The sequence below is a fragment of the Hafnia sp. genome, assembly GCF_036648275.1.
GTDB lineage: Bacteria > Pseudomonadota > Gammaproteobacteria > Enterobacterales > Enterobacteriaceae > Hafnia > Hafnia alvei.
The window spans coordinates 22,995-42,994 of record NZ_JAVXIQ010000030.1 but is presented as its reverse complement, the minus strand read 5'-3'; the positions used below and the strand labels follow the sequence as shown (position 1 = coordinate 42,994).

16 protein-coding genes are annotated in these 20,000 nt (G+C 49.3%); 7 read left to right on the top strand and 9 right to left on the bottom strand.

Going from position 1 to position 20,000, the window contains the following annotated elements; translation table 11 throughout:
• Positions 1 to 250: 250 nt before the first annotated feature.
• Positions 251 to 1,909 (bottom strand): putative transporter, encoded by a 1,659-nt coding sequence (locus RSC70_RS18475; protein WP_040044553.1) that lies wholly within the window; start codon positions 1,907 to 1,909, stop codon positions 251 to 253.
• A gap of 395 nt (positions 1,910 to 2,304) precedes the next feature.
• On the opposite strand from RSC70_RS18475, the gene inaA reads away from it, so the two are divergent.
• Positions 2,305 to 2,955: a lipopolysaccharide kinase InaA gene (gene inaA / locus RSC70_RS18470; RefSeq protein WP_046360831.1), complete on the top strand. Its 651-nt coding sequence runs from the start codon at positions 2,305 to 2,307 to the stop codon at positions 2,953 to 2,955.
• Positions 2,956 to 3,027: 72 nt separating this feature from the next.
• On the opposite strand, the gene ghrB is transcribed toward inaA, so the two are convergent.
• The 5 genes from ghrB to glnA form a co-directional block, all read right to left on the bottom strand.
• Positions 3,028 to 4,008 (bottom strand): glyoxylate/hydroxypyruvate reductase GhrB, encoded by a 981-nt coding sequence (gene ghrB / locus RSC70_RS18465; protein ID WP_304188585.1) that lies wholly within the window; start codon positions 4,006 to 4,008, stop codon positions 3,028 to 3,030.
• Between the two features lie 186 nt (positions 4,009 to 4,194).
• On the bottom strand, positions 4,195 to 4,317 hold the full coding sequence (locus RSC70_RS18460; RefSeq protein WP_139130970.1) for a YshB family small membrane protein: 123 nt from the start codon (positions 4,315 to 4,317) through the stop codon (positions 4,195 to 4,197).
• Positions 4,318 to 4,461: 144 nt separating this feature from the next.
• Positions 4,462 to 5,883, bottom strand: a complete 1,422-nt coding sequence (glnG, locus tag RSC70_RS18455; RefSeq protein WP_025799738.1) for a nitrogen regulation protein NR(I) — start codon at positions 5,881 to 5,883, stop codon at positions 4,462 to 4,464.
• 43 nt (positions 5,884 to 5,926) lie between these two features.
• Positions 5,927 to 6,988, bottom strand: a complete 1,062-nt coding sequence (gene glnL, locus RSC70_RS18450) for a nitrogen regulation protein NR(II) (protein ID WP_025799737.1) — start codon at positions 6,986 to 6,988, stop codon at positions 5,927 to 5,929.
• Positions 6,989 to 7,275: 287 nt separating this feature from the next.
• Entirely contained in the window at positions 7,276 to 8,685 is a 1,410-nt protein-coding gene (gene glnA / locus RSC70_RS18445) for a glutamate--ammonia ligase (RefSeq protein WP_040044551.1), read from the bottom strand.
• A gap of 366 nt (positions 8,686 to 9,051) precedes the next feature.
• Between glnA and typA the strand changes: the two genes are divergently transcribed.
• A complete protein-coding gene (gene typA, locus RSC70_RS18440; protein WP_025799735.1) occupies positions 9,052 to 10,875 on the top strand; it encodes a ribosome-dependent GTPase TypA in 1,824 nt (607 codons plus the stop codon).
• A gap of 68 nt (positions 10,876 to 10,943) precedes the next feature.
• Here typA and RSC70_RS18435 read toward each other — a convergent pair whose 3' ends face one another.
• Positions 10,944 to 12,581, bottom strand: a complete 1,638-nt coding sequence (locus tag RSC70_RS18435; protein ID WP_040044550.1) for a methyl-accepting chemotaxis protein — start codon at positions 12,579 to 12,581, stop codon at positions 10,944 to 10,946.
• A 313-nt stretch (positions 12,582 to 12,894) separates the two neighbouring features.
• Here RSC70_RS18435 and yihX point away from each other — a divergent pair, with 313 nt between their 5' ends.
• The 4 genes from yihX (at position 12,895) to fabY (ending at position 16,081) form a co-directional block, all read left to right on the top strand.
• Positions 12,895 to 13,482 carry a glucose-1-phosphatase gene (yihX, locus tag RSC70_RS18430; protein ID WP_040044549.1) on the top strand — a complete coding sequence of 196 codons (588 nt, stop codon included), beginning with the start codon at positions 12,895 to 12,897 and terminating at the stop codon, positions 13,480 to 13,482.
• Between the two features lie 158 nt (positions 13,483 to 13,640).
• Positions 13,641 to 14,546, top strand: coding sequence for a virulence factor BrkB family protein (locus tag RSC70_RS18425; protein ID WP_025799731.1), 906 nt, complete (start codon positions 13,641 to 13,643; stop codon positions 14,544 to 14,546).
• Positions 14,547 to 14,984: a D-aminoacyl-tRNA deacylase gene (gene dtd, locus RSC70_RS18420; protein ID WP_130998210.1), complete on the top strand. Its 438-nt coding sequence runs from the start codon at positions 14,547 to 14,549 to the stop codon at positions 14,982 to 14,984.
• 167 nt (positions 14,985 to 15,151) lie between these two features.
• Positions 15,152 to 16,081, top strand: coding sequence for a fatty acid biosynthesis protein FabY (gene fabY / locus RSC70_RS18415; RefSeq protein WP_040044547.1), 930 nt, complete (start codon positions 15,152 to 15,154; stop codon positions 16,079 to 16,081).
• Positions 16,082 to 16,189: 108 nt separating this feature from the next.
• Here fabY and RSC70_RS18410 read toward each other — a convergent pair whose 3' ends face one another.
• A complete protein-coding gene (locus RSC70_RS18410) occupies positions 16,190 to 17,422 on the bottom strand; it encodes an MFS transporter (protein ID WP_040044546.1) in 1,233 nt (410 codons plus the stop codon).
• 271 nt (positions 17,423 to 17,693) lie between these two features.
• Here RSC70_RS18410 and RSC70_RS18405 point away from each other — a divergent pair, with 271 nt between their 5' ends.
• Complete coding sequence (locus RSC70_RS18405) at positions 17,694 to 18,689, top strand: acyltransferase (RefSeq protein WP_332543136.1); 996 nt, start codon at positions 17,694 to 17,696, stop codon at positions 18,687 to 18,689.
• Positions 18,690 to 18,740: 51 nt separating this feature from the next.
• Here RSC70_RS18405 and RSC70_RS18400 read toward each other — a convergent pair whose 3' ends face one another.
• Positions 18,741 to 19,742: a lysozyme inhibitor LprI family protein gene (locus RSC70_RS18400; protein ID WP_130998297.1), complete on the bottom strand. Its 1,002-nt coding sequence runs from the start codon at positions 19,740 to 19,742 to the stop codon at positions 18,741 to 18,743.
• Positions 19,743 to 20,000 lie beyond the last annotated feature (258 nt).

Genomic DNA, 20,000 nt, shown 5'->3' with positions numbered 1-20,000 from the left:
GCTGGTGGCAGGTTGAGGGCGCACAGGGATGTGCGCTCCGAGACCGGTCGGCCAAACGGCTCGGTAAAAAGCGCGCGAGTTGAGAGTCCCCGCGCAACGGGACTCTCATCGGACGCCTACGCCGGTAGCTTCATAGAAATGCAAATGCTCGCAGGCGTTCGAAACCTTACGTATAGCTATAATATTTAGATTGTCTTGTATGAACTTCAGTACAGACATACTCGGCGTTCGAAATCTTACACATATCTATCTACATTGCCCAAAAAATCACCGCCAGTAGCTGTGGCGACATAATCCTTAAGAACATCGCGAGTGGATAAACCGTCGCATACGAGAGCGCCGCTGCGCCGCTAGTTGGATGTAGCCCGTTGGCGAAGGCCAACGCAGGAGGATCGGTCATCGAGCCAGCCAGCATGCCGCAGATTGTTAGATAGTTCATCTTCGCCATCGCGCGAGCGAGTATCCCCGCAGTGAGCAATGGAATTGCGGTAATTAATATTCCATAGCCAATCCACGACAAACCGTCGCCATTAAGCAATGTATCAACGAAATTGCCACCAGACTTCAGACCGACGACGGATAAAAACAGTACGATGCCGAGTTCGCGCAGGGCAAGGTTGGCGCTAGGTGGCATAAACCAATACAGCTTACCAATACTGCCGATGCGCCCTAAAATCAGCGCGACCACCAATGGCCCACCGGCTAAGCCTAATTTCAATGCGGCTGGGAATCCGGGGATGAACAAGGGAATGGAACCGAGTAAAACGCCGAGCCCAATGCCGATAAACACCGGCAGCATTTGAACCTGTTGCAGTTTCTGCTGGGCGTTGCCGACGATATCTGCCACGCGGTCGATAGATTCGGGTCTTCCCACCAGATTTAAAATATCGCCAAACTGTAGGCTTGCATTGCTACTCGCGACCAACTCAACACCAGAGCGATTAAGGCGAGAGATCACCACGTCGTATTTCTGTTTTAAATTCAGATCGCGGATTTTTTTACCTAACACCTTCTCGTTCGTCACCACTACGCGACTCACTTGAAGCGCCGTACCGCGTGTAGACAGTGATGTATCGACCTGATCGCCGATGACTAAACGCGCGTTTTCTAAATCCTGTTTTTGCCCAACCAGATGGATAAGATCGCCTAACTCCAGCACCGTATCGGGCAGCGGCACCATGAGATGTTCGCCACGTTTTAAGCGTGAACAGACGATTTCATCACTGTTGATAATAGGGATGCTATGAATCGGCATTCCCGCCAGATTGGGGTTACGCACCGAGATATTCATGGTTTGCAGCAGCTCATGCTTCAAGCCATTTTTAGCGTCAAAATCTCTGGCTTCAGCATCTACGCTGATACGAAATATCAAGCGTAGCAGCCACATCACCAGCAAAATGCCACATATCCCAAACGGATAGGCCATGGCATAGCCCATGCCCATCTTATCGACTAGCGCAGGATCGGAGCCTAAATCGGTCAGAATTTGCTGTCCGGCTCCAAGCGCAGGGGTATTGGTCACTGCACCTGAAAATACGCCCAGTATTACTGGAAGAGGAACACCAAACAGTTTGTGGATCAGCGCCGTCACGACACCGCTCAGCACCACCATCAGAACGGCGAAGCCGTTAAGCCTGAGCCCCGAAACGCGTAGCGAGGAGAAGAAGCCGGGGCCGACCTGAATCCCGATGGTATACACGAATAAAATCAGGCCGAATTCTTGGATGAAGTGCAGCATATCGCCGTTAAGGTCGAGTGCGTACGTCTGAGCAAAATGGCCGACGATAATTCCGCCAAAAAGCACGCCCCCGATGCCTAAGCCAACACCATAAACGCGCCAATTGCCGATCCACAAACCCAGCACGGCAACGAGCGCCAGCAGACTAACCGTAAGGGCGATATCGCTCATCGTACACATCCTTGATTCTACTGCTAATAAAAGGCGGCATCGAACTCGCTCGCCGTTGATCAATGGTTAACGTCTAGCTGCTTACAATTACTGTGGATTCTCGCAAAAGCATCATCGCACATCTGTGGGGTAAGCCACATAACCGTAGTCATTATGAAACGATTCACCTATTACGTTTGTGTATTGGATGTTTTGTCGCCCATTCAAGTCATCGTGATGATGTGTTTGACGTTTTCTGGCGATAGGCAGAAGTACGCTTTGTGCCCAGTGAGCTCTTTAAGATAACTCACTACTAGTTTTAGTGGTTATTATTACTCTATATGTGTATTTTTTTGTTTGATTTAAAACTAAGCAATAACGGTCTGCGTGAATGGATTTTTACACGAGGGGTTGATATGGCATCGCGAGCAGAATTAGAAGAGTTTCAGCGTTGGTGGGATACAGAAGGCGATTGGGTTGAAGAGCCTAATGAGCGCCGCAAAGGCATGAGCGGCGTTCAGCGCATTGAACGTGATGGTAAAACGCTTTATGTAAAACGTCAGGTGATGCACTTATTCCACTCTCTTCGTTATCCATTTGGGCGTCCAACAATTGTGCGCGAAATTCAGGTGATCAACGAACTCTCTGCGGCAGGCGTGATTGTCCCTAAAATCGTATACGGTAAAGCGCTTCAAATTAATGGAGAATGGCGCGCCCTACTTGTAACGGAAGACATGAAGGACTTTGTTTGTATTGGTGATTGGTATACGCAGAAACAGAATCAAGCCTGTGAGCCTGAAGTGATGAATGAACTTCTCAAGCAGATTGCCGTTGCCTTTAAAAAAATGCATAGCGTAAATCGGCAGCACGGTTGCTGCTATGTTCGGCATATCTATGTGAAAAGTCATGGGGATGTTCAGGCTGGATTTTTGGATCTTGAAAAGAGTCGCCGCCGTTGGGTGAGAGAAAAAGCGGTACGGCATGATTTTAAACAGTTAGAGAAATACTTAGAGCCGATCCCTCCCGAAGATTGGCTGCGTGTAAAAGAGCACTACTATTCTTTATAACGTATTCTTTAACGCCTCCTATTCTTCGCTGAAATATGGGCAGACTATCCTGCCCATCGATGATTTATACGTCTAGTTTTTGGCCGCAATCTGAGGGTTGATGCAGTTTTCCTTCACCGTACCGTTTAACGCAGCAATCAGATTATCGACGGCGCACTCCGCCATACCATAACGGGTTTCATGAGTGGCTGAGCCAATATGCGGTGCTAAAACCACATTTTTGAGTTTCATCAGCTCTGAATCATGAGGCAGCGGTTCACGTTCAAACACATCTAAGCCCGCCGCGAGAATGGTGCCGTCTTTCAATGCCTCGACCAAGGCATCTTCATCAATAACAGGCCCGCGACCCGCATTGATTAAAATGGCGCTTTTTTTCATTTTGTCTAGCTGCGCACGTCCAATCATATGGTGAGTTTGTGACGTCAGCGGTAGCGTTATGCAAACAAAATCGGATTGAGCAAGTAGCGTATCTAAATCGCAATGTTGCGCCTGATATTTTTGATTCGCCTCTGGGTTTGGGGTGCGGGTGTTATAAAGCACTTTCATGCCAAAACCAAAGTGAGCGCGCTGCGCCAGCGCCATACCAATGCGCCCCATACCAAGAATACCCACGGTTTTGTGGTGAACGTCTGTTCCGTAATGATCGGCTCCAAGGCTATCATTCCAGTGTCCGTCACGGATCCATGCATCTAATTCTGGAATGCGGCGCGCAGTTGCTAGCATCAACCCCATTAACGTATCCGCGACGGTTTCTGTTAACACGGTGGGTGTATGCATCAGCAAGATGTTACGCCGGGTCATCTCGTCGACGTCAAAATTATCGTAGCCGACTGAAATGGTTGAAGCGGCTCGAAGCTTAGGCGCTTGTGCCAGTAAGTCAGCGTCAATACGCCCGCCAGAACCGATTAATCCTTCTGCGTTTTTTAATGCCTGTAAAAATGCAGGGTAGGTTTGATGAGAAAGCTCGTCAAAGGCGGTAACGCTGAAGTGTTCGTCGAGCTTTTGGCGCAGGTCTGCGGGCAGAGTTTTATAGAGAACGATGGCAGGTTTCATGTTTGCTCCTAGGAGATAGGCGTCAGGATTGGCTGATAATTCAGGCTCTTTCATTTCAGCATAACAGCGAAAGATGCAAACAGGGTTCTGAATTGAGTCTTAATCGTGATGAGTTTTAAGGATTCAGCCAACAAAAAAGGGCGTTGTTAGAACAACGCCCTTTCTCATGAGAGGGGAGTAAACGGATTAACCTAAAAAACTCAGCAGCGCGGCGCATAGCACGGCGGCAAATGCCGTCTGCGATGAGTGTCCGGCGGCGGTAGCGAGCTCAGCACCCTGCGAGATCAAGCTCAGCAATGAATCGATCATCATAACCTCCAAAAACTGTGCCGATGATCATACCGATCCGCGGTGTACTGTGAAAGATCGACATAGCCGATTTTTTGTGCGCCAGATTGTATTTTTATTAACCAGATACAGCACGCTAACAAACCTCTAATGATCGGCTAACGATTACTCCATTCCCAGCTCTTTTAGCTTACGAGTGAGAGTATTGCGTCCCCAGCCGAGGAGGCGTGCGGCCTCTTGCTTATGACCATGGGTATGACGCAGCGCGGTCGTCAGCAAAATACGCTCCATCTCTGGCTGTGCCTCAGACAACAGGTCTTGATGCCCAGATCGCAAGGCATGCTCTGCCCACTGAGCCAAAAGCGCAGACCAATGATCGGGCGAGGCGGTTCCGCTGGTGGACTCCGGTACGCTGGTTTCAAACAGTTCGCTTGGCAAGTCTTGAACCAGCAACTCCTGTCCGGCGGCCATAACGGTAAGCCAACGGCAGGTGTTTTCTAGCTGACGCACGTTACCCGGCCACGGAAGGCGTGTGAGCGCCAACTCGGTATCAGGGTGAAGAATTTTGGCTTCAACGCCTAATTCGGTGGCGGCCACTTTCAAAAAGTAACGCGCGAGGCGAGGGATATCTTCACGGCGCTCGCGCAATGGAGGCAAGTGCACGCGAATAACGTTGAGGCGATGGAATAAATCCTCACGGAATTTTCCTTCCTGCACCCGTTGTTCAAGGTTTTGATGCGTTGCGGCAATAATGCGTACATCGACTTTGACGGGAGCATATCCGCCAACGCGATAAAACTGGCCGTCGGCTAACACGCGCAGCAGACGCGTTTGCACATCGAGCGGCATATCTCCAATTTCATCCAGAAACAGCGTGCCGCCGTCTGCCTGTTCAAAACGGCCCTGACGAATTTGATTCGCGCCGGTAAAGGCTCCTTTTTCGTGGCCAAACAGCTCTGATTCAATGAGGTCTTTAGGGATGGCGGCCATATTCAGCGCAATGAACGGCGCTTTGCCGCGCGGGCTGTGGCGATGTAGCGCGTGCGCTACCAGTTCTTTACCCGTACCCGATTCACCGTTAATCAATACGCTGATTGAAGAACGCGACAGTCGGCCAATAATGCGGAATACATCCTGCATCGCCGGTGCTTCACCGATGATATCTGCCGCCGGATCGTTAATGGGTTCGCTGCGTGCGGGATGCTGCTGTTCCTGATAGTGGCTGATCGCCCGCTCTACAAGGGCGACTGCTTCATCAATATCAAAAGGCTTAGGCAAGTAATCAAAGGCACCTTGCTGATAGGCGCTCACCGCGGCATCTAAGTCTGAATGCGCTGTCATTATGATGACCGGAAGCATTGGATGGCGCTGTTTTATCTGCTTGAGTAACGCTAAACCATCCATGCCTGGCATGCGGATATCGGATAACAAAACGTCCGGCGTTTGGCTGGCTAAAGCATTCAGCACCTCGTTTCCGTTCTCAAACGTGACGCAGCGCAAACCCGCGCCGGTCAGTGCACGTTCCAGCACCCAGCGGATGGAACTGTCATCATCAACGATCCAGACGATTCCCTGTTGCGTTGTCATAATCACCTCTGTTTACGGAAGGCCGCTTAGTGAATGTTGTAAATTACTTGCGAATAGGCAGATAAACCGAAAATTCGGTATGCCCCGGCCAGCTATTAAATTCAATTTTACCCTGATGTTGGTCGATGAGATTTCTGGCAATCGACAGGCCGAGTCCGGTGCCGCCTTCGCGGCCACTGACCATCGGATAAAACAGGGTATCGTGCAGATGGGCGGGGATCCCCGGACCATCATCTTCAATATCAATACGCGCCGCTAAGCGATAGCGCTCCCCATGCAGCGTAAGCTGAAATGCGGTTCGAGTGCGCAACGTAATCGTACCTCCCGCGTTTCCTAGCGCTTGGAGCGCATTGCGGGTGATATTTAGCAGCACTTGTTCAATTTGTTCTGGATCGTGCTCAAGCTCCGGCAAGCTCGGATCGTAATCCCGAACCAGCGTGACGTTGTCGGGGCATTCGAGCGAAACCAGCTGGCAAACACGTTCTGCCACCTGATGAATGCTTTGTGTGACGTGTTGACCGGGGCGCTGAGGGCCCAACAGACGATCGACCAGATTTCTCAGACGGTCTGCCTGCTCGATGATGACCTTGGTATATTCGGTCAGCGAAGGATCGGGCAATGCTTTAGCTAACAGCTGCGCTGCGCCGCGTAATCCCCCGAGCGGGTTTTTAATCTCATGAGCTAATCCACGCACCAAATCGCGGGCGGCGACCTGCTGTGCATGCTGTAGCTGTTCTTGGCTGAGGCGGCGCTGGCTATCCATCGGAGAGAGTTCCAACAGGATAAAGTCATCACTCATGGGTTGTGCCGTGAGCGCCATAATATGAGCATGACCATCGATAACCAGCGTGACTTCATTATCGGTAAACCCCTGTCCGGCGTGCAGGCTATCGTGCATCAGCCGAATATTCAGCGAGAAGTAGCCTAATAAGTCTGGGAGCGGGGTGCCAAATAGTTTGCGAGAACTTTGAGCCAACAGCTGTTGCGCGGCTGGATTGGCGTAATGAACCGCCAGATTGCGATCGAGCAACAATACGCAGGTAATCAGTGAATTGAGAATTTGCCCAGAATCGGGCTGCTTGCGTGCGGTTTGCGCATCGGTCATGGATTGGTCGGCCATATTGCGGGCTCCTGCACTGTTTTGGTGCAAATAAGATAAATGCACTTTAGCATGCTTTCAAAACCGTGGGATTTGGCGAGTAAAAAAATTTCTCCGCGGGTGCCCATCAGTTAGGTGCTCAAAAAAAGTGGAGAAAAAAACCCATCCGAAGATGGGTATAAAGTTTCCACGGCAACAAAAAATCGACGAACCAATTTGAATCTTTTAGCGGCACGCCATAAGACGTGCCAAGCGTATGAGCGTGTTTTAAACGCCGGTTTTAGACGCCGGTTTTAGACGCTGTAGTACAGTTCAAACTCAACAGGATGCGGCGTCATGCGAACACGTTCCATCTCTTCCTGACGCAGTTTGATGTAAGCATCGATCGCGTCATTGGTGAACACGCCACCGCGGGTTAAGAATTCACGGTCAGCATCCAGACAGGCCAGCGCTTCGTCCAGAGAGCCTGCAACGGTTGGGATCTCTTTCGCTTCTTCTGGAGGCAGATCGTACAGGTTCTTATCCATCGCATCGCCAGGATGGATTTTGTTCACAATACCGTCCAAGCCTGCCATCAGCAGTGCCGCGAAGCACAGGTATGGGTTAGCCGCTGGGTCAGGGAAGCGAACTTCAATGCGGCGTCCTTTCGGGCTGGCGATCACTGGAATACGGATAGAAGCAGAACGGTTACGGGCAGAGTAAGCCAGCATAACTGGAGCTTCGTAGCCTGGGACCAAACGCTTATAGGAATTGGTGGTTGGGTTTGCCAGCGCGTTGATCGCTTTAGCATGTTTGATTACGCCGCCAATGTAGTACAGCGCCATTTCAGACAGACCAGCGTATTTGTCGCCTGCGAACAGGTTAGTTCCGTTCTTAGACAGGGACATATGGCAGTGCATACCAGAACCGTTATCGCCAAACATTGGTTTTGGCATGAACGTTGCGGTTTTGCCGAATGCGTGAGCCACGTTGTGAACCACGTATTTGTAAATCTGAATTTCGTCAGCTTTTTTGGTCATGGTATTGAAGCGGGTTGCCACTTCGTTCTGACCTGCTGTTGCAACTTCATGGTGATGAGCTTCAACCACCAAACCCATGTCTTCCATGGTCAGACACATGGTAGAGCGGATGTCCTGTGAAGAATCGACAGGAGGCACTGGGAAATAGCCGCCTTTAACCGCTGGACGATGGCCTTTGTTGCCGCCTTCGTATTTGGTGCTGGAGTTCCATGCGCCTTCGATATCGTCAATGGCAACGTGGGAGCCACGAATGCTGCTGCCGAAACGAATGTCATCGAACAGGAAGAATTCGGGTTCAGGCCCAAACAGAACGGTATCTGCGATGCCTGAAGCGCGCAGGTAATCTTCTGCACGTTTAGAGATGGAGCGCGGGTCGCGGTCATAGCCCTGCATGGTGCCTGGCTCAAGAATGTCGCAACGGATAATCAGAGTCGGTTCTTCAAAGAACGGATCCAGAACCGCAGTGCTTGCATCTGGCATCAGCACCATGTCGGATTCGTTGATACCTTTCCAGCCGCCGATAGAGGAGCCGTCAAACATTTTACCTTCTTCAAAGAAGTCGGCATTGACTTGATGAGCAGGGATCGTAACGTGCTGTTCTTTACCTTTCGTATCAGTAAAACGCAGGTCTACGAATTTGACTTCATGCTCATTCAGCATTGTTAATACGTGTTCAGCGGACATACTCTACTCCCGGTTGCCTAAGGTCGTCGTGGAACGAATCTGTATATATAAATGGTTTCTTCACCATAAATTTATACAAGCTAAAACCATGCCAACTTTACAAATCGCTCGGAAAGCGCATAATTGGCGTATCTGGTGATAGGAGACTATGCACCAGAATCGAATTCCGCACCAGAATGGTGCAGTGTAAGATTTCATATGCACCATTCCAGTGCAAATTGTTCATTCCCGCGCCGTTTGGCATCGTGAATAGGATCACAAACTCACCTTTTTACGGTTGTTTATAAGAGATGCTTGTGATCTTGTTTAGTCCCTCGCTTATTACGTGTACAATAGCGCGCTATTTCTAATGCCTGAGGCAAAGCTGTGATCGAAAATCTGCGTAACATCGCCATTATTGCGCACGTTGACCATGGGAAAACTACCCTGGTTGACAAGTTGCTACAACAATCCGGCACGTTCGGTGAACGTGAAGAAGCAACTGAACGCGTAATGGACTCCAACGATTTGGAGAAAGAGCGTGGGATTACCATCCTCGCGAAAAACACCGCCATTAATTGGAAAGACTACCGTATCAACATCGTGGATACCCCGGGGCATGCTGACTTCGGTGGTGAAGTTGAACGTGTAATGTCTATGGTTGACTCGGTACTGCTGGTTGTTGACGCAATGGATGGCCCTATGCCGCAGACCCGTTTCGTGACCAAAAAAGCATTTGCTAACGGTCTGAAACCAATTGTGGTTATCAACAAAGTTGACCGTCCGGGCGCACGTCCTGACTGGGTTGTCGATCAGGTATTCGACCTGTTCGTTAACTTGGACGCAACCGACGAGCAGCTGGACTTCCCAATCGTTTACGCATCTGCGTTGAACGGTATCGCGGGTCTGGACCATAACGATATGGCCGACGACATGACTCCGCTGTATCAAGCGATTGTTGACCATGTATCTCCGCCACAAGTTGAAGCTGATGCACCTTTCCAGATGCAAATTTCTCAGCTGGACTACAATAACTACGTTGGCGTTATCGGTATCGGCCGTATCAAACGCGGTAAAATCAAACCTAACCAACAGGTTACTTTGATCGATAGCGAAGGCAAAACTCGTAACGGTAAAGTCGGTAAAGTTCTGACCCACATGGGTCTGGAGCGTATCGAAGCTGACGTTGCTGAAGCTGGCGACATCATCGCAATCACCGGTCTGGGTGAACTGAACATTTCCGACACCATTTGTGAAGTGGGTAATGTTGAAGCTCTGCCTGCGCTGAGCGTTGATGAACCAACTGTAACCATGTACTTCTGCGTAAACACCTCTCCGTTCTGCGGTAAAGAAGGTAAATACGTGACCTCCCGTCAGATCCTGGAGCGTCTGCAGAAAGAACTGGTACACAACGTTGCTCTGCGCGTTGAAGAAACTGAAGATGCTGACGCATTCCGCGTTTCAGGCCGTGGTGAACTTCACCTGTCGGTTCTGATCGAAAACATGCGTCGTGAAGGTTTCGAGCTGGCAGTATCTCGTCCTAAGGTTATCAACCGTAAGATTGATGGCCGTATGCAAGAACCGTTTGAAAACGTAACTCTGGATATCGAAGAGCAGCACCAGGGTTCAGTCATGCAAGCCATGGGTGAACGTAAGGGCGACGTTAAAAACATGGTTCCAGATGGCAAGGGTCGTATCCGTTTGGATTACATCATCCCTGCGCGTGGCCTGATCGGCTTCCGTACCGAGTTCATGACTATGACTTCTGGTACTGGTCTGCTGTACTCCACCTTCAGCCATTACGACGATGTACGTCCAGGCGAAATCGGCCAGCGTCAGAACGGCGTGCTGATCTCTAACGGTCAGGGTAAAGCGGTTGCGTTTGCTCTGTTCGGTCTGCAGGATCGCGGTAAGCTGTTCTTGGGTCACGGTGCAGAAGTTTATGAAGGCCAGATCATCGGTATTCATACTCGTTCTAACGACCTGACCGTTAACTGCTTGACCGGTAAAAAACTGACCAACATGCGTGCGTCTGGTACTGATGAAGCAACTACCCTGGTTCCTGCGATTAAAATGTCTCTGGAACAGGCTCTGGAATTCATCGATGACGACGAATTGGTAGAAGTGACTCCGGTTTCTGTACGTATCCGTAAACGTCACCTGACTGAAAACGACCGTCGCCGCGCAGCTCGTGGCCCTAAAGAAGACTAATCTTCTTTAACGATTGTTTAAGTCTGATATGAGGGCACCTTTGGGTGCCCTTTTTTTATATCTAAAAATCAGATCCAGTTTTCATCATCTAGCGTTTCAGCTGCTTTTACTGTTGCTGAGCTTTTTGACGTCGTTGCGGTTTGACCATTAATTTGAAAGACGGCAACGGCCTGCGTTAAGGTTCCTGACAGATCCTCAACGTTCGCCGCTGTGGTTGCGACCTGCTCGACCAAGGCCGCATTTTGTTGAGTGACCTGATCCATCTGGGTGATGGCTACGCGTATTTGTTCTACACCGCGGCTTTGTTCTTCAGAGGCGTAAGAGATGCTGTCCATCATCGTGCTTGCCTTCGAGATAGCGCTGGTCATTTCCGCGATTGTTGATCCCGTTTTATCTGCCAGTTCCGCACCTTCTTGAATTTGGTAAGCAGATTCAGAAATCAGGCTGTTAATTTCTTTGGCTGACTGCGCTGAGCGTTGGGCAAGATTGCGCACCTCGCTGGCGACAACGGCAAACCCACGCCCAGCTTCACCTGCTCGAGCGGCCTCCACGGCGGCGTTCAGAGCTAGGATATTGGTTTGGAAAGCAATGCTGTCGATGACGCTAATGATATCGCCCATCTTTTGCGCATTGGTTTTAATCGTGTGCATTTTGGTGGTCATGTTTTTCATCTGCTGCTCGCCTTCATGAGCGATAGAGGCTGATGTTTGAATCATGGAGGAGGCTTGCACGGCGTTATCCGCGTTGAGCTTAACCGTAGACGATATCTGCTCCATGCTGGCGGCTGTTTCTGCTAGCGCGGATGCCTGCTCTTCCGTACGGCTGGAGAGGTCGGTGTTACCGGCTGCAATTTCTTGAGTGCCAATATTAATCGACTCTACACCGTCGCGAATAGACTTCACGGTTTCAATCAGCTCATATTGCATCTCTTGCAGCGCAGCACATAACTTACCGATTTCATTATTGTTTTCAACGTCAATCGGGTGACGAAGATCGCCTTTACCAATTTGAGCAAAATAGCCGGATACCTTGTTCAATGGTTTCACCAAGATGCGATCCAACCAGAAGTAAGCAATGATAAATAGCACCACCACGGCGGCTAAAATAGCGCACATGATTTGAATGGAGAACGTGTAAGAGGCTGTGCTATCGGCACTCGCCTTGACCAGATTTTCCTGACGTAGGCTCACATAGTTTGTGTACTGATCATCATATTCTTTACGTACCTTTAGGCGAGATTCTTGATGGCTTGTCATCGACTGTTGGAGCTGTTCTGGTGTGGTGAAATTCTCCAATAAGCCAATATTTGCCAACGCGCTTGAAACCTGATCCGCCTGCGCTTTCTCCATAATTCTACCGATTTCTGGTCGGCTCATGGTTATGCCAGGGATCTTCATAAACAAGTCAAAGTTAGTCTGCGAGGTTTGTAATTCTTGGCGCAGTGCTTTGACGACCTGAGGCACATTAACCGGCATATTATTGGTCAGTTGGATAACCGTGCTGTCAATAATCGAACGCAGGCGTAAGACAGCATCACGTGAATCAGAGAGCGCTTTTTGTTCGCTTGCGGTGACTTCCAGAAAGTTAACGTCTTCATCGTTCTGGTGAAGAAAATACATCCCGATTCCACTGGACGTAAATTGAAGTAAGGCAAATACGGCCAATAAAATGAGCAGCCCTGTTCTGATTGTTAGATTTTTAAACATAATTTCCGGCCTTATTTTGGGTAATAAATATGCGATGTTTGATTTTCTATCGGCGGAAGTTAGAAAATTCTTATACCCACAGGGAAATAAAGGTTTTGCTGCTATTGAAATAGTCATACGTAGTGAGGAATTGTGATCTATGTCCAATTTTTGCGCGCTTTAGTAGGGAGTTCTACTATCAGGGTGTTGTGCAAAGCTTCAGAACAGCGGATTTTGAATGTTCTGTATTCGTTGCGGCGTTTAGAGACGGTGCCTATTTCAGCGCACGATTTCAGGTTAAAGTAAAAATTCACAAAAAAATCAGGAGCGGCACATGTTGTACATCTTTGATTTAGGGAATGTGATTGTAGATATTGATTTTAAGCGCGTGCTCGGTGTTTGGAGCAAATATAGCGGTGTGCCGCTGGCAACGCTGTCCGAAAGGTTCAAAATGGGCGAAGTTTTCCAGCAGCATGAGCGTGGTACGATTACCGATGAAGAGTTCGCGCACAAACTCTGTGCTGAAATGGGGATAGCACTCAGCTTCGAACAGTTTGAGCTAGGCTGGCAGTCGGTATTTGTTGGTCTACGTCCAGAAGTGATTGAGCTCATGAAAAAGTTGCGTAGCTACGGTAATCGCGTGGTTGTGCTCTCCAACACCAACCGCCTACACAGCAACTATTGGCCAAAGCATTATCCTGAAGTGGAAGCTGCCAGCGATCACATGTACCTCTCTCAAGATCTTGGTATGCGCAAACCTGACGCGGAGATTTACCAGCACGTGTTGGCTCAGGAACATTGTCCAGCCAGCGATGCGGTATTCTTTGATGACAACGCTGAAAACGTTGCGGCCGCGGCGGCGTTGGGAATTAAGTCTATCCTCGTCACGGATAACCAAGTGGTGCCCGCGTATTTTGCCTAACCTATCTATGGGGTAGGCAATAAGAGGGGCAGGTAATGGGATAATTCGTTTTATCCTTCGCATTTTTTTGCGCAACCCCAAGAAAACGTTAACATTAAAAGATGTTTAACCGCTCAGGCCGTAATGTCATGGTCTGAGCGTTGTTTTCAGGAGGGGGCATGACCCTTTTTTCTTGGCAGTCAGCAAAGTCCTGCGTCTCATTTGGGCGTCTCTTGTGGGCTAGAGTCAATCACGACCGAGTGAGCATGATGGCGGGTAGTCTGGCCTATGTTTCTTTGTTATCTCTTGTTCCTCTCGTTACGGTGGTCTTCTCGCTGTTTGCCGCTTTTCCCATGTTTGGCGAAGTTTCTGAACAGCTCAAACACTTTATTTTTACCAATTTCGTTCCCGCTGCCGGCGATGTCGTGCAGTCTTATATCGAACAGTTTGTCGCAAACTCCAGCAAGATGACCGCCGTGGGTGCCGTTGGGCTGATTGTCACAGCTCTGCTGGTGATATCCTCCGTTGACGGTGCGCTAAACCATATTTGGCGTAGCCGTACCCAGCGGCCAATCGTCTATTCATTTGCGATCTATTGGATGGTCTTAACCCTAGGACCCATTTTAGTGGGGGCTAGCATGGCGATTAGCACCTATCTGCTTTCTATTCGCTGGCTGGCAATGACCGGCGTGTATTCGCTGGTGGATCAGGTACTACGGATTTTCCCCCTATTGTTGTCCTGCGCCAGTTTCTGGCTCATTTATTGCGTCGTGCCCACGCAGCGAGTCCCCGCCAGAGATGCGCTTATCGGCGCGGTGGTGGCAGGGCTATTGTTCGAACTGGGTAAAAAAGGCTTTGGGCTATACGTCACGATGTTTCCATCGTATCAATTGATTTATGGCGTACTGGCCGTGATACCGATACTGTTTGTCTGGGTCTACTGGAGCTGGTGTATTGTGTTATTAGGCGCAGAGATTACCGTCTCGCTAAGTGAATACCGAGCCATGCATCAGCGCGCAAAACGAGAAGAAAACCAGAGAATTCAAGCGACATCGCCAGAAAACGATAAGGAAGAGAAGAACTAAATGATAGCGTTAATTCAGAGAGTAACTCATGCCAGCGTTGTTGTTGAAGGCACAAACGTGGGCGAAATCGGCCCAGGTCTGCTGGTCTTACTGGGCGTTGAAAAAGAAGATAACGAACAAAAAGCCCAACGACTGCGTGACAAAGTATTGGGCTATCGCATTTTCAGCGATGAAAATGACAAGATGAATCTTAACGTTCAGCAAGCCGGTGGCAGCGTACTGGTAGTTTCCCAATTTACCTTAGCCGCAGACACCCAAAAAGGGATGCGACCAAGCTTTTCAGGTGGCGCCGCTCCCGATGAAGCAGAACGCCTGTATGAATACTTCGTGGGTCAGTGCCGTGAAACCGGCATCAACACCCAAACTGGGCAGTTTGCAGCCGATATGAAGGTTTCACTACTCAATGATGGACCGGTTACGTTCTGGCTCCAAGTTTAGGCTATCTTGCTTGCCATTTTGAGGTTGGGCAGTGCTCAGAATCCTCACGTACTATTGTACGCTCCGGTTCTTGCGCGCTGTCCGCTCTCAAAATGACTGCGCCGATAACGCCTAAACCACGATGACTATCTGTACCTTTGCGATTGTACGATGAGAGAGAGCAAGTTATGTATCACCTGCGAGTTCCGGTTACAGAGCAAGAGCTAAAAGATTATTACCAGTTTCGCTGGGAAATGCTGCGTAAGCCGCTGCATCAACCGGTGGGATCGGAGCGTGATGCCTATGATGCAATGGCGCACCATCAAATGGTGGTTGATGAGTCGGGTAAACCGGTTGCCATCGGGCGCTTATATATCAATGCCGATAATGAAGCCTCTATCCGCTTTCTGGCGGTTGACCCAACCGTACAGGCCAAAGGGTTAGGAACGCTGGTGGCGATGACGCTGGAGTCTGTAGCGCGTCAGGAAGGGGTTAAACGCGTGGTGTGTAGCGCACGTGAAGATGCGGTGGAGTTTTTTGCCAAACTGGGTTTTGAAAATCAGGGTGAGATTACCGCGCCGCAAACCACGCCGGTGCGTCATTTCCTGATGATTAAACCAGTAGCAACGCTCGATGATATTTTGCATCGTCCCGATTGGTGCGCTCAGTTGCAAAAAGCATGGTACGAAAACATCCCACTAAGTGAAAAAATGGGTGTGCGTATCAGCCAATATACCGGCCAGCGTTTTGTGACCACCATGCCGGAGTCAGGCAATCAAAATCCACATCAAACGCTGTTTGCAGGCAGTCTGTTTTCACTGGCGACGTTAACGGGTTGGGGGCTGATTTGGCTGCTGCTACGTGAACGCCATTTAGGTGGAACCATTATTCTTGCCGATGCACATATACGCTATAGCGCACCGATTACCGGTCGGCCGCGAGCGGTTGCTGATCTCAGCTCCGTCAGCGGCGATCTGGACAGGCTTGCCCGTGGGCGCAAAGCTCGCGTTCAGCTTTCCGTGAATTTATATGGTGATGAGCATCCAGGTGCGGTGTTTGAAGGGACGTATATGGTACTGCCTGCGACCGAAGATGATGATGAGGGCAGTATTCAGTAAGGCTTGGTGATAGCCCCACCCTAACCCTCCCCTTCGCAGGGGAGGGAACCGCTCGGTGATGCGTGGAATTTCTCCGCGCGGCTTCGACCAATGCGAAGGGCGGCCAAATTATGCCGCCTGCGGCATTCCGACCTGTTTGTTACGCAAGAATAGCACCACAAGCGTTAGCCAAATAATACCGCTCATCAGGTTAAATAGGCTGAACCAGCTATTGCCGCCGAGCAGATAAGCGTGTTTGGTTAACTCAATGCCGACGGTAAAAATCAGCATGCTCAGCATACCCATTGCCGCCGACACGGTGCCTTTGCTCATATCGCTGGAAAACAGCGTTAAACGATATAACCCTGCGTTAGCGATTCCGATCCCGAAGGCATAGATACTCAGCCCCGCCGTCATCCACAGATAAGCATGAGAAGCGTGTACCGTTGCAACCGCCGCGATTGCCAGTCCCAGCATCATTGGCCATGCGCCTAGTTTTATCAGGGCGCGAACGCTGCGAGTACTGGTCAGCTTCGCCAGCGTAAAGTTGCCCAGAATCAGGGCGCCAAACACTGGAACCTGTAGAAGTCCGTAGTCATAACTACTTAAACCTTCGCCGCTAATTATGATGACCGGAGACTGCGCGATCCAGGCTAAAAGCGGCAAACTGGCGAAACCGGTCGCGAGCGCACCACACAGAAAATGGCGGTTCGATAGCACCTGTTTATAGTCTTGCCCTAGCGCTTTCAGCGACAGCTTTTCACCGCGACGCGTCGCGGTTTCAGGCATCGCGCGCCACAATCCATAGAAAGAGAATGCGGCGAGTGCGGCAAACATCACAAACATCATTTGCCATGGCAAAATATGCACCCAAGCGGCACCGGCTAATGGCCCCAGCAGGGGAGCAATCAAAGCCACGTTTGCCATCAGCGCGGTGATTTTTATGCACACCGATTCTTCAAAAGACTCTTGAATGGCGGCATAGCCTACTGCGCCGATAAAGCACAGGCTCACACCCTGCAAGAAGCGCAGCAGCGTAAATTGCTCAATCGTCTGTGCCAGCAAAATGGCTAAACACATCACGACAAAATAGGCCACGCCCGCCAACATAACTGGACGACGCCCGATGCGATCCGACAATGGCCCCAGCAGCCATTGCAGGAACATGCCGCCAGCCAGATAAGCGGTCATTGACGTTGGTACCCATTCTTGGCCAACGTTAAATTCTTGCACCACGGTCAACATACCGGGCTGGATCATGTCGTTGCCGATATAGGTGGTGAATTCATACAGAACCAGACAAAGCGGAAACAGCAGCGCCTGTCGGCCCAATCGCCCTGCGGCGGAGAGAGACTTTTGCATATTTATTAGTTATTTGTTTATTCAGAAAAGGGAAAAAAAACCGGCGATGTGTCGGTGAACAGATTATGTTTTACGAACAACGTAAGGCTGAGTGGCTATTTTGCCGTCAATTATCACGCTTGGCAATCAGTGATGTGTAACTCAAAAATATAAATCACGATTAGCTTAGGCATTCTTCTGATTGCTGACGGAGGGGTCGGAAGGTTAACCTGTTTTTAACAAAAACACCGTCGGTGTTATACGGAATTCTGGTAAGGGCTTGGCGCAAAACATGAGTCAGAAAATCATTTGGATCGATAACTTACGCGCCACGGCTTGCCTCATGGTAGTGATGATCCATTCAACAACCTACTATGTCACCAGCGGTTTTAGTATTGGCCAAATAAATTGGGATGTAGCTAACCTCCTTAATTCGGCATCTCGGGTATGTGTACCCTTATTTTTCATGATTTCTGGCTATCTATTTTTTGGCGAGAAGTCAGCTCAAGGGCGGCATGTGCTGCATGTTTTGCGTTGTTTGCTTTTTTACAGCGCGCTAGGGCTGCTGTATATCAGTTTGCTAACACATATTAATCCGTGGCTTTCTATTCGATATTTCCTCGTGAAGCCGGTGTTTTATCACCTGTGGTTTTTCTATGCGATATTGGCGCTGTATATCATTTCTCCATTGATTAGCGTACGTGCGGTGAGTGCGCGATATTTGGCGATAGTGGTTGCTGTGCTAGCGGTTATCGCAAACCCTAATTTGCCGCAATACAGCTATCAAGGGATCAAGCTGTTCCCTATTAATCTGCATATCTCTGGCGACATGTTTTACTACCTGCTTTATGCGCTGATAGGCCGTTCTCTTGGGATGTTACATACTGAGCAGCGGCGTGTCTCTTGGGCTGCCGTGCTAACCTTTGTCGGCTGTGTGGCCGCGATTGCATTTTCTACCTATCGCCAAACACAGCACAACGGTGGATTTGCTGATACCTACTATATGTATTGTGGCCCGCTGGTGTTTATTGCGAGCTGCGCCATTTTTCTATTCTTTAAGAATAACTTTAACCAATCCCAATCTCGGTGGATGGCGTTTATTTCGCGCCATTCGTTGGCAATTTATGGATTCCATGCCTTTTTTATCCACTTCATTCGCACCCATCACCTAGACGCACGCAGCTGGCCGCTGATGGATATTTTTATGGTGTTTTTCTTAGCGTTGGCGGGAAGTTTGCTGTGCAGTTGGGCTCTGGGGAAAATCGATAGAAAGGGCTGGGTTTCATAACATTTATACCCCATTCTCACGGTGGCAAGAATGGGGGCTAGATTGCTTTGGCTACTTCTCTAAAAAATGAAGTTTCCACGACGCCAACGTTCTTGGCATCATTTTTTCATCCTTATTTTTTGAGCTGTAATAGCGCATGGCCAGTTGGCCATTTTTGTCTGGCACAATCAAACCTGCCCACATATCGCCTTCTGGCGTGTACATGATGATAGCGGCTTTATTATTTGATGCGCCACGCACCCACATCGAAATGACTCGTGCGCCAATGTTGTCGAGATCTTCACTATAAATATAGACGTTCGCGGTATCGACAAAGCGCTGGTAATCATTACCCACAAGCTCACGGAATTGCTGGTCGCGAGCGGCTTCCGTAATAATGCCAATGGATAACAAGGAAGGCTTTGGACGAGGATCCTTGGTGGCTTTTGTATATTTCCCATCGATGAATACGCCATCAGGCATAGACATTCTGCATCCCCAGTCGGCATTGCTATGAATTTGCAGCGAGCCATCCTTTTTAGGAATCAGCAGCAGTTTACAACTGCTGGTATCCGTCACGCGATCGACGATACCGATGCCGTAAAGCTTACGGGCTTCAGCGGTATATTCATCACCGTTCATACCTGTCCAGGCATGGATATCAATGTTAAAGCCCCATTCGTTATTGCGACTGAACTGAACGGTGCCCCCGCTCATATTACCCGCGCTGAGATTCCACCACTGCCCATCCCATTGGAAGTTAGTATCGGCATCAGAAAGGGTGCTGATACCCTCATAATAAGCGCGCTCTATACAATTATCGCTGGTGCATTTTTCGAGCGATTTTTCCCAGTTTTCGTACTGGCTATGCACTTTCAGCGAATCTTCTTTAACCAGCATGGCACGATAAATAATGGTCATCGTGGTGTCTAGCCAATGCAGGCCATCGTTACTACAGATGGTATTTTCCAGCGGCGTAGTAGCACGCTGGCAGTTGACTGCCATGGCTTGGCAACTGGTCAAGCCAACGAGCAGAACCCAGAAAAACTTAATTAATGTGTTTCTAACACACATATTAAAACCTAATGAGAGTAAATCGGATTAATCAGCGCCAGTATATTTGGCAAAACATTAACCAACAAATTATTTATCATCTTTGTGTTTATTTTTTGCGCTTAAGATTTTTCTAACTCATGTCGCTTTTCATAAATGTTCTTTCTTTTATTGCTTGAGGGTGTCATGAGAATAGAAAGTAATAATTTTGCTTACTTATCAACTGAACTTATATCTCAGAATCAAAACGAAATGACACGGAAGCCGCTCGGGATCCAG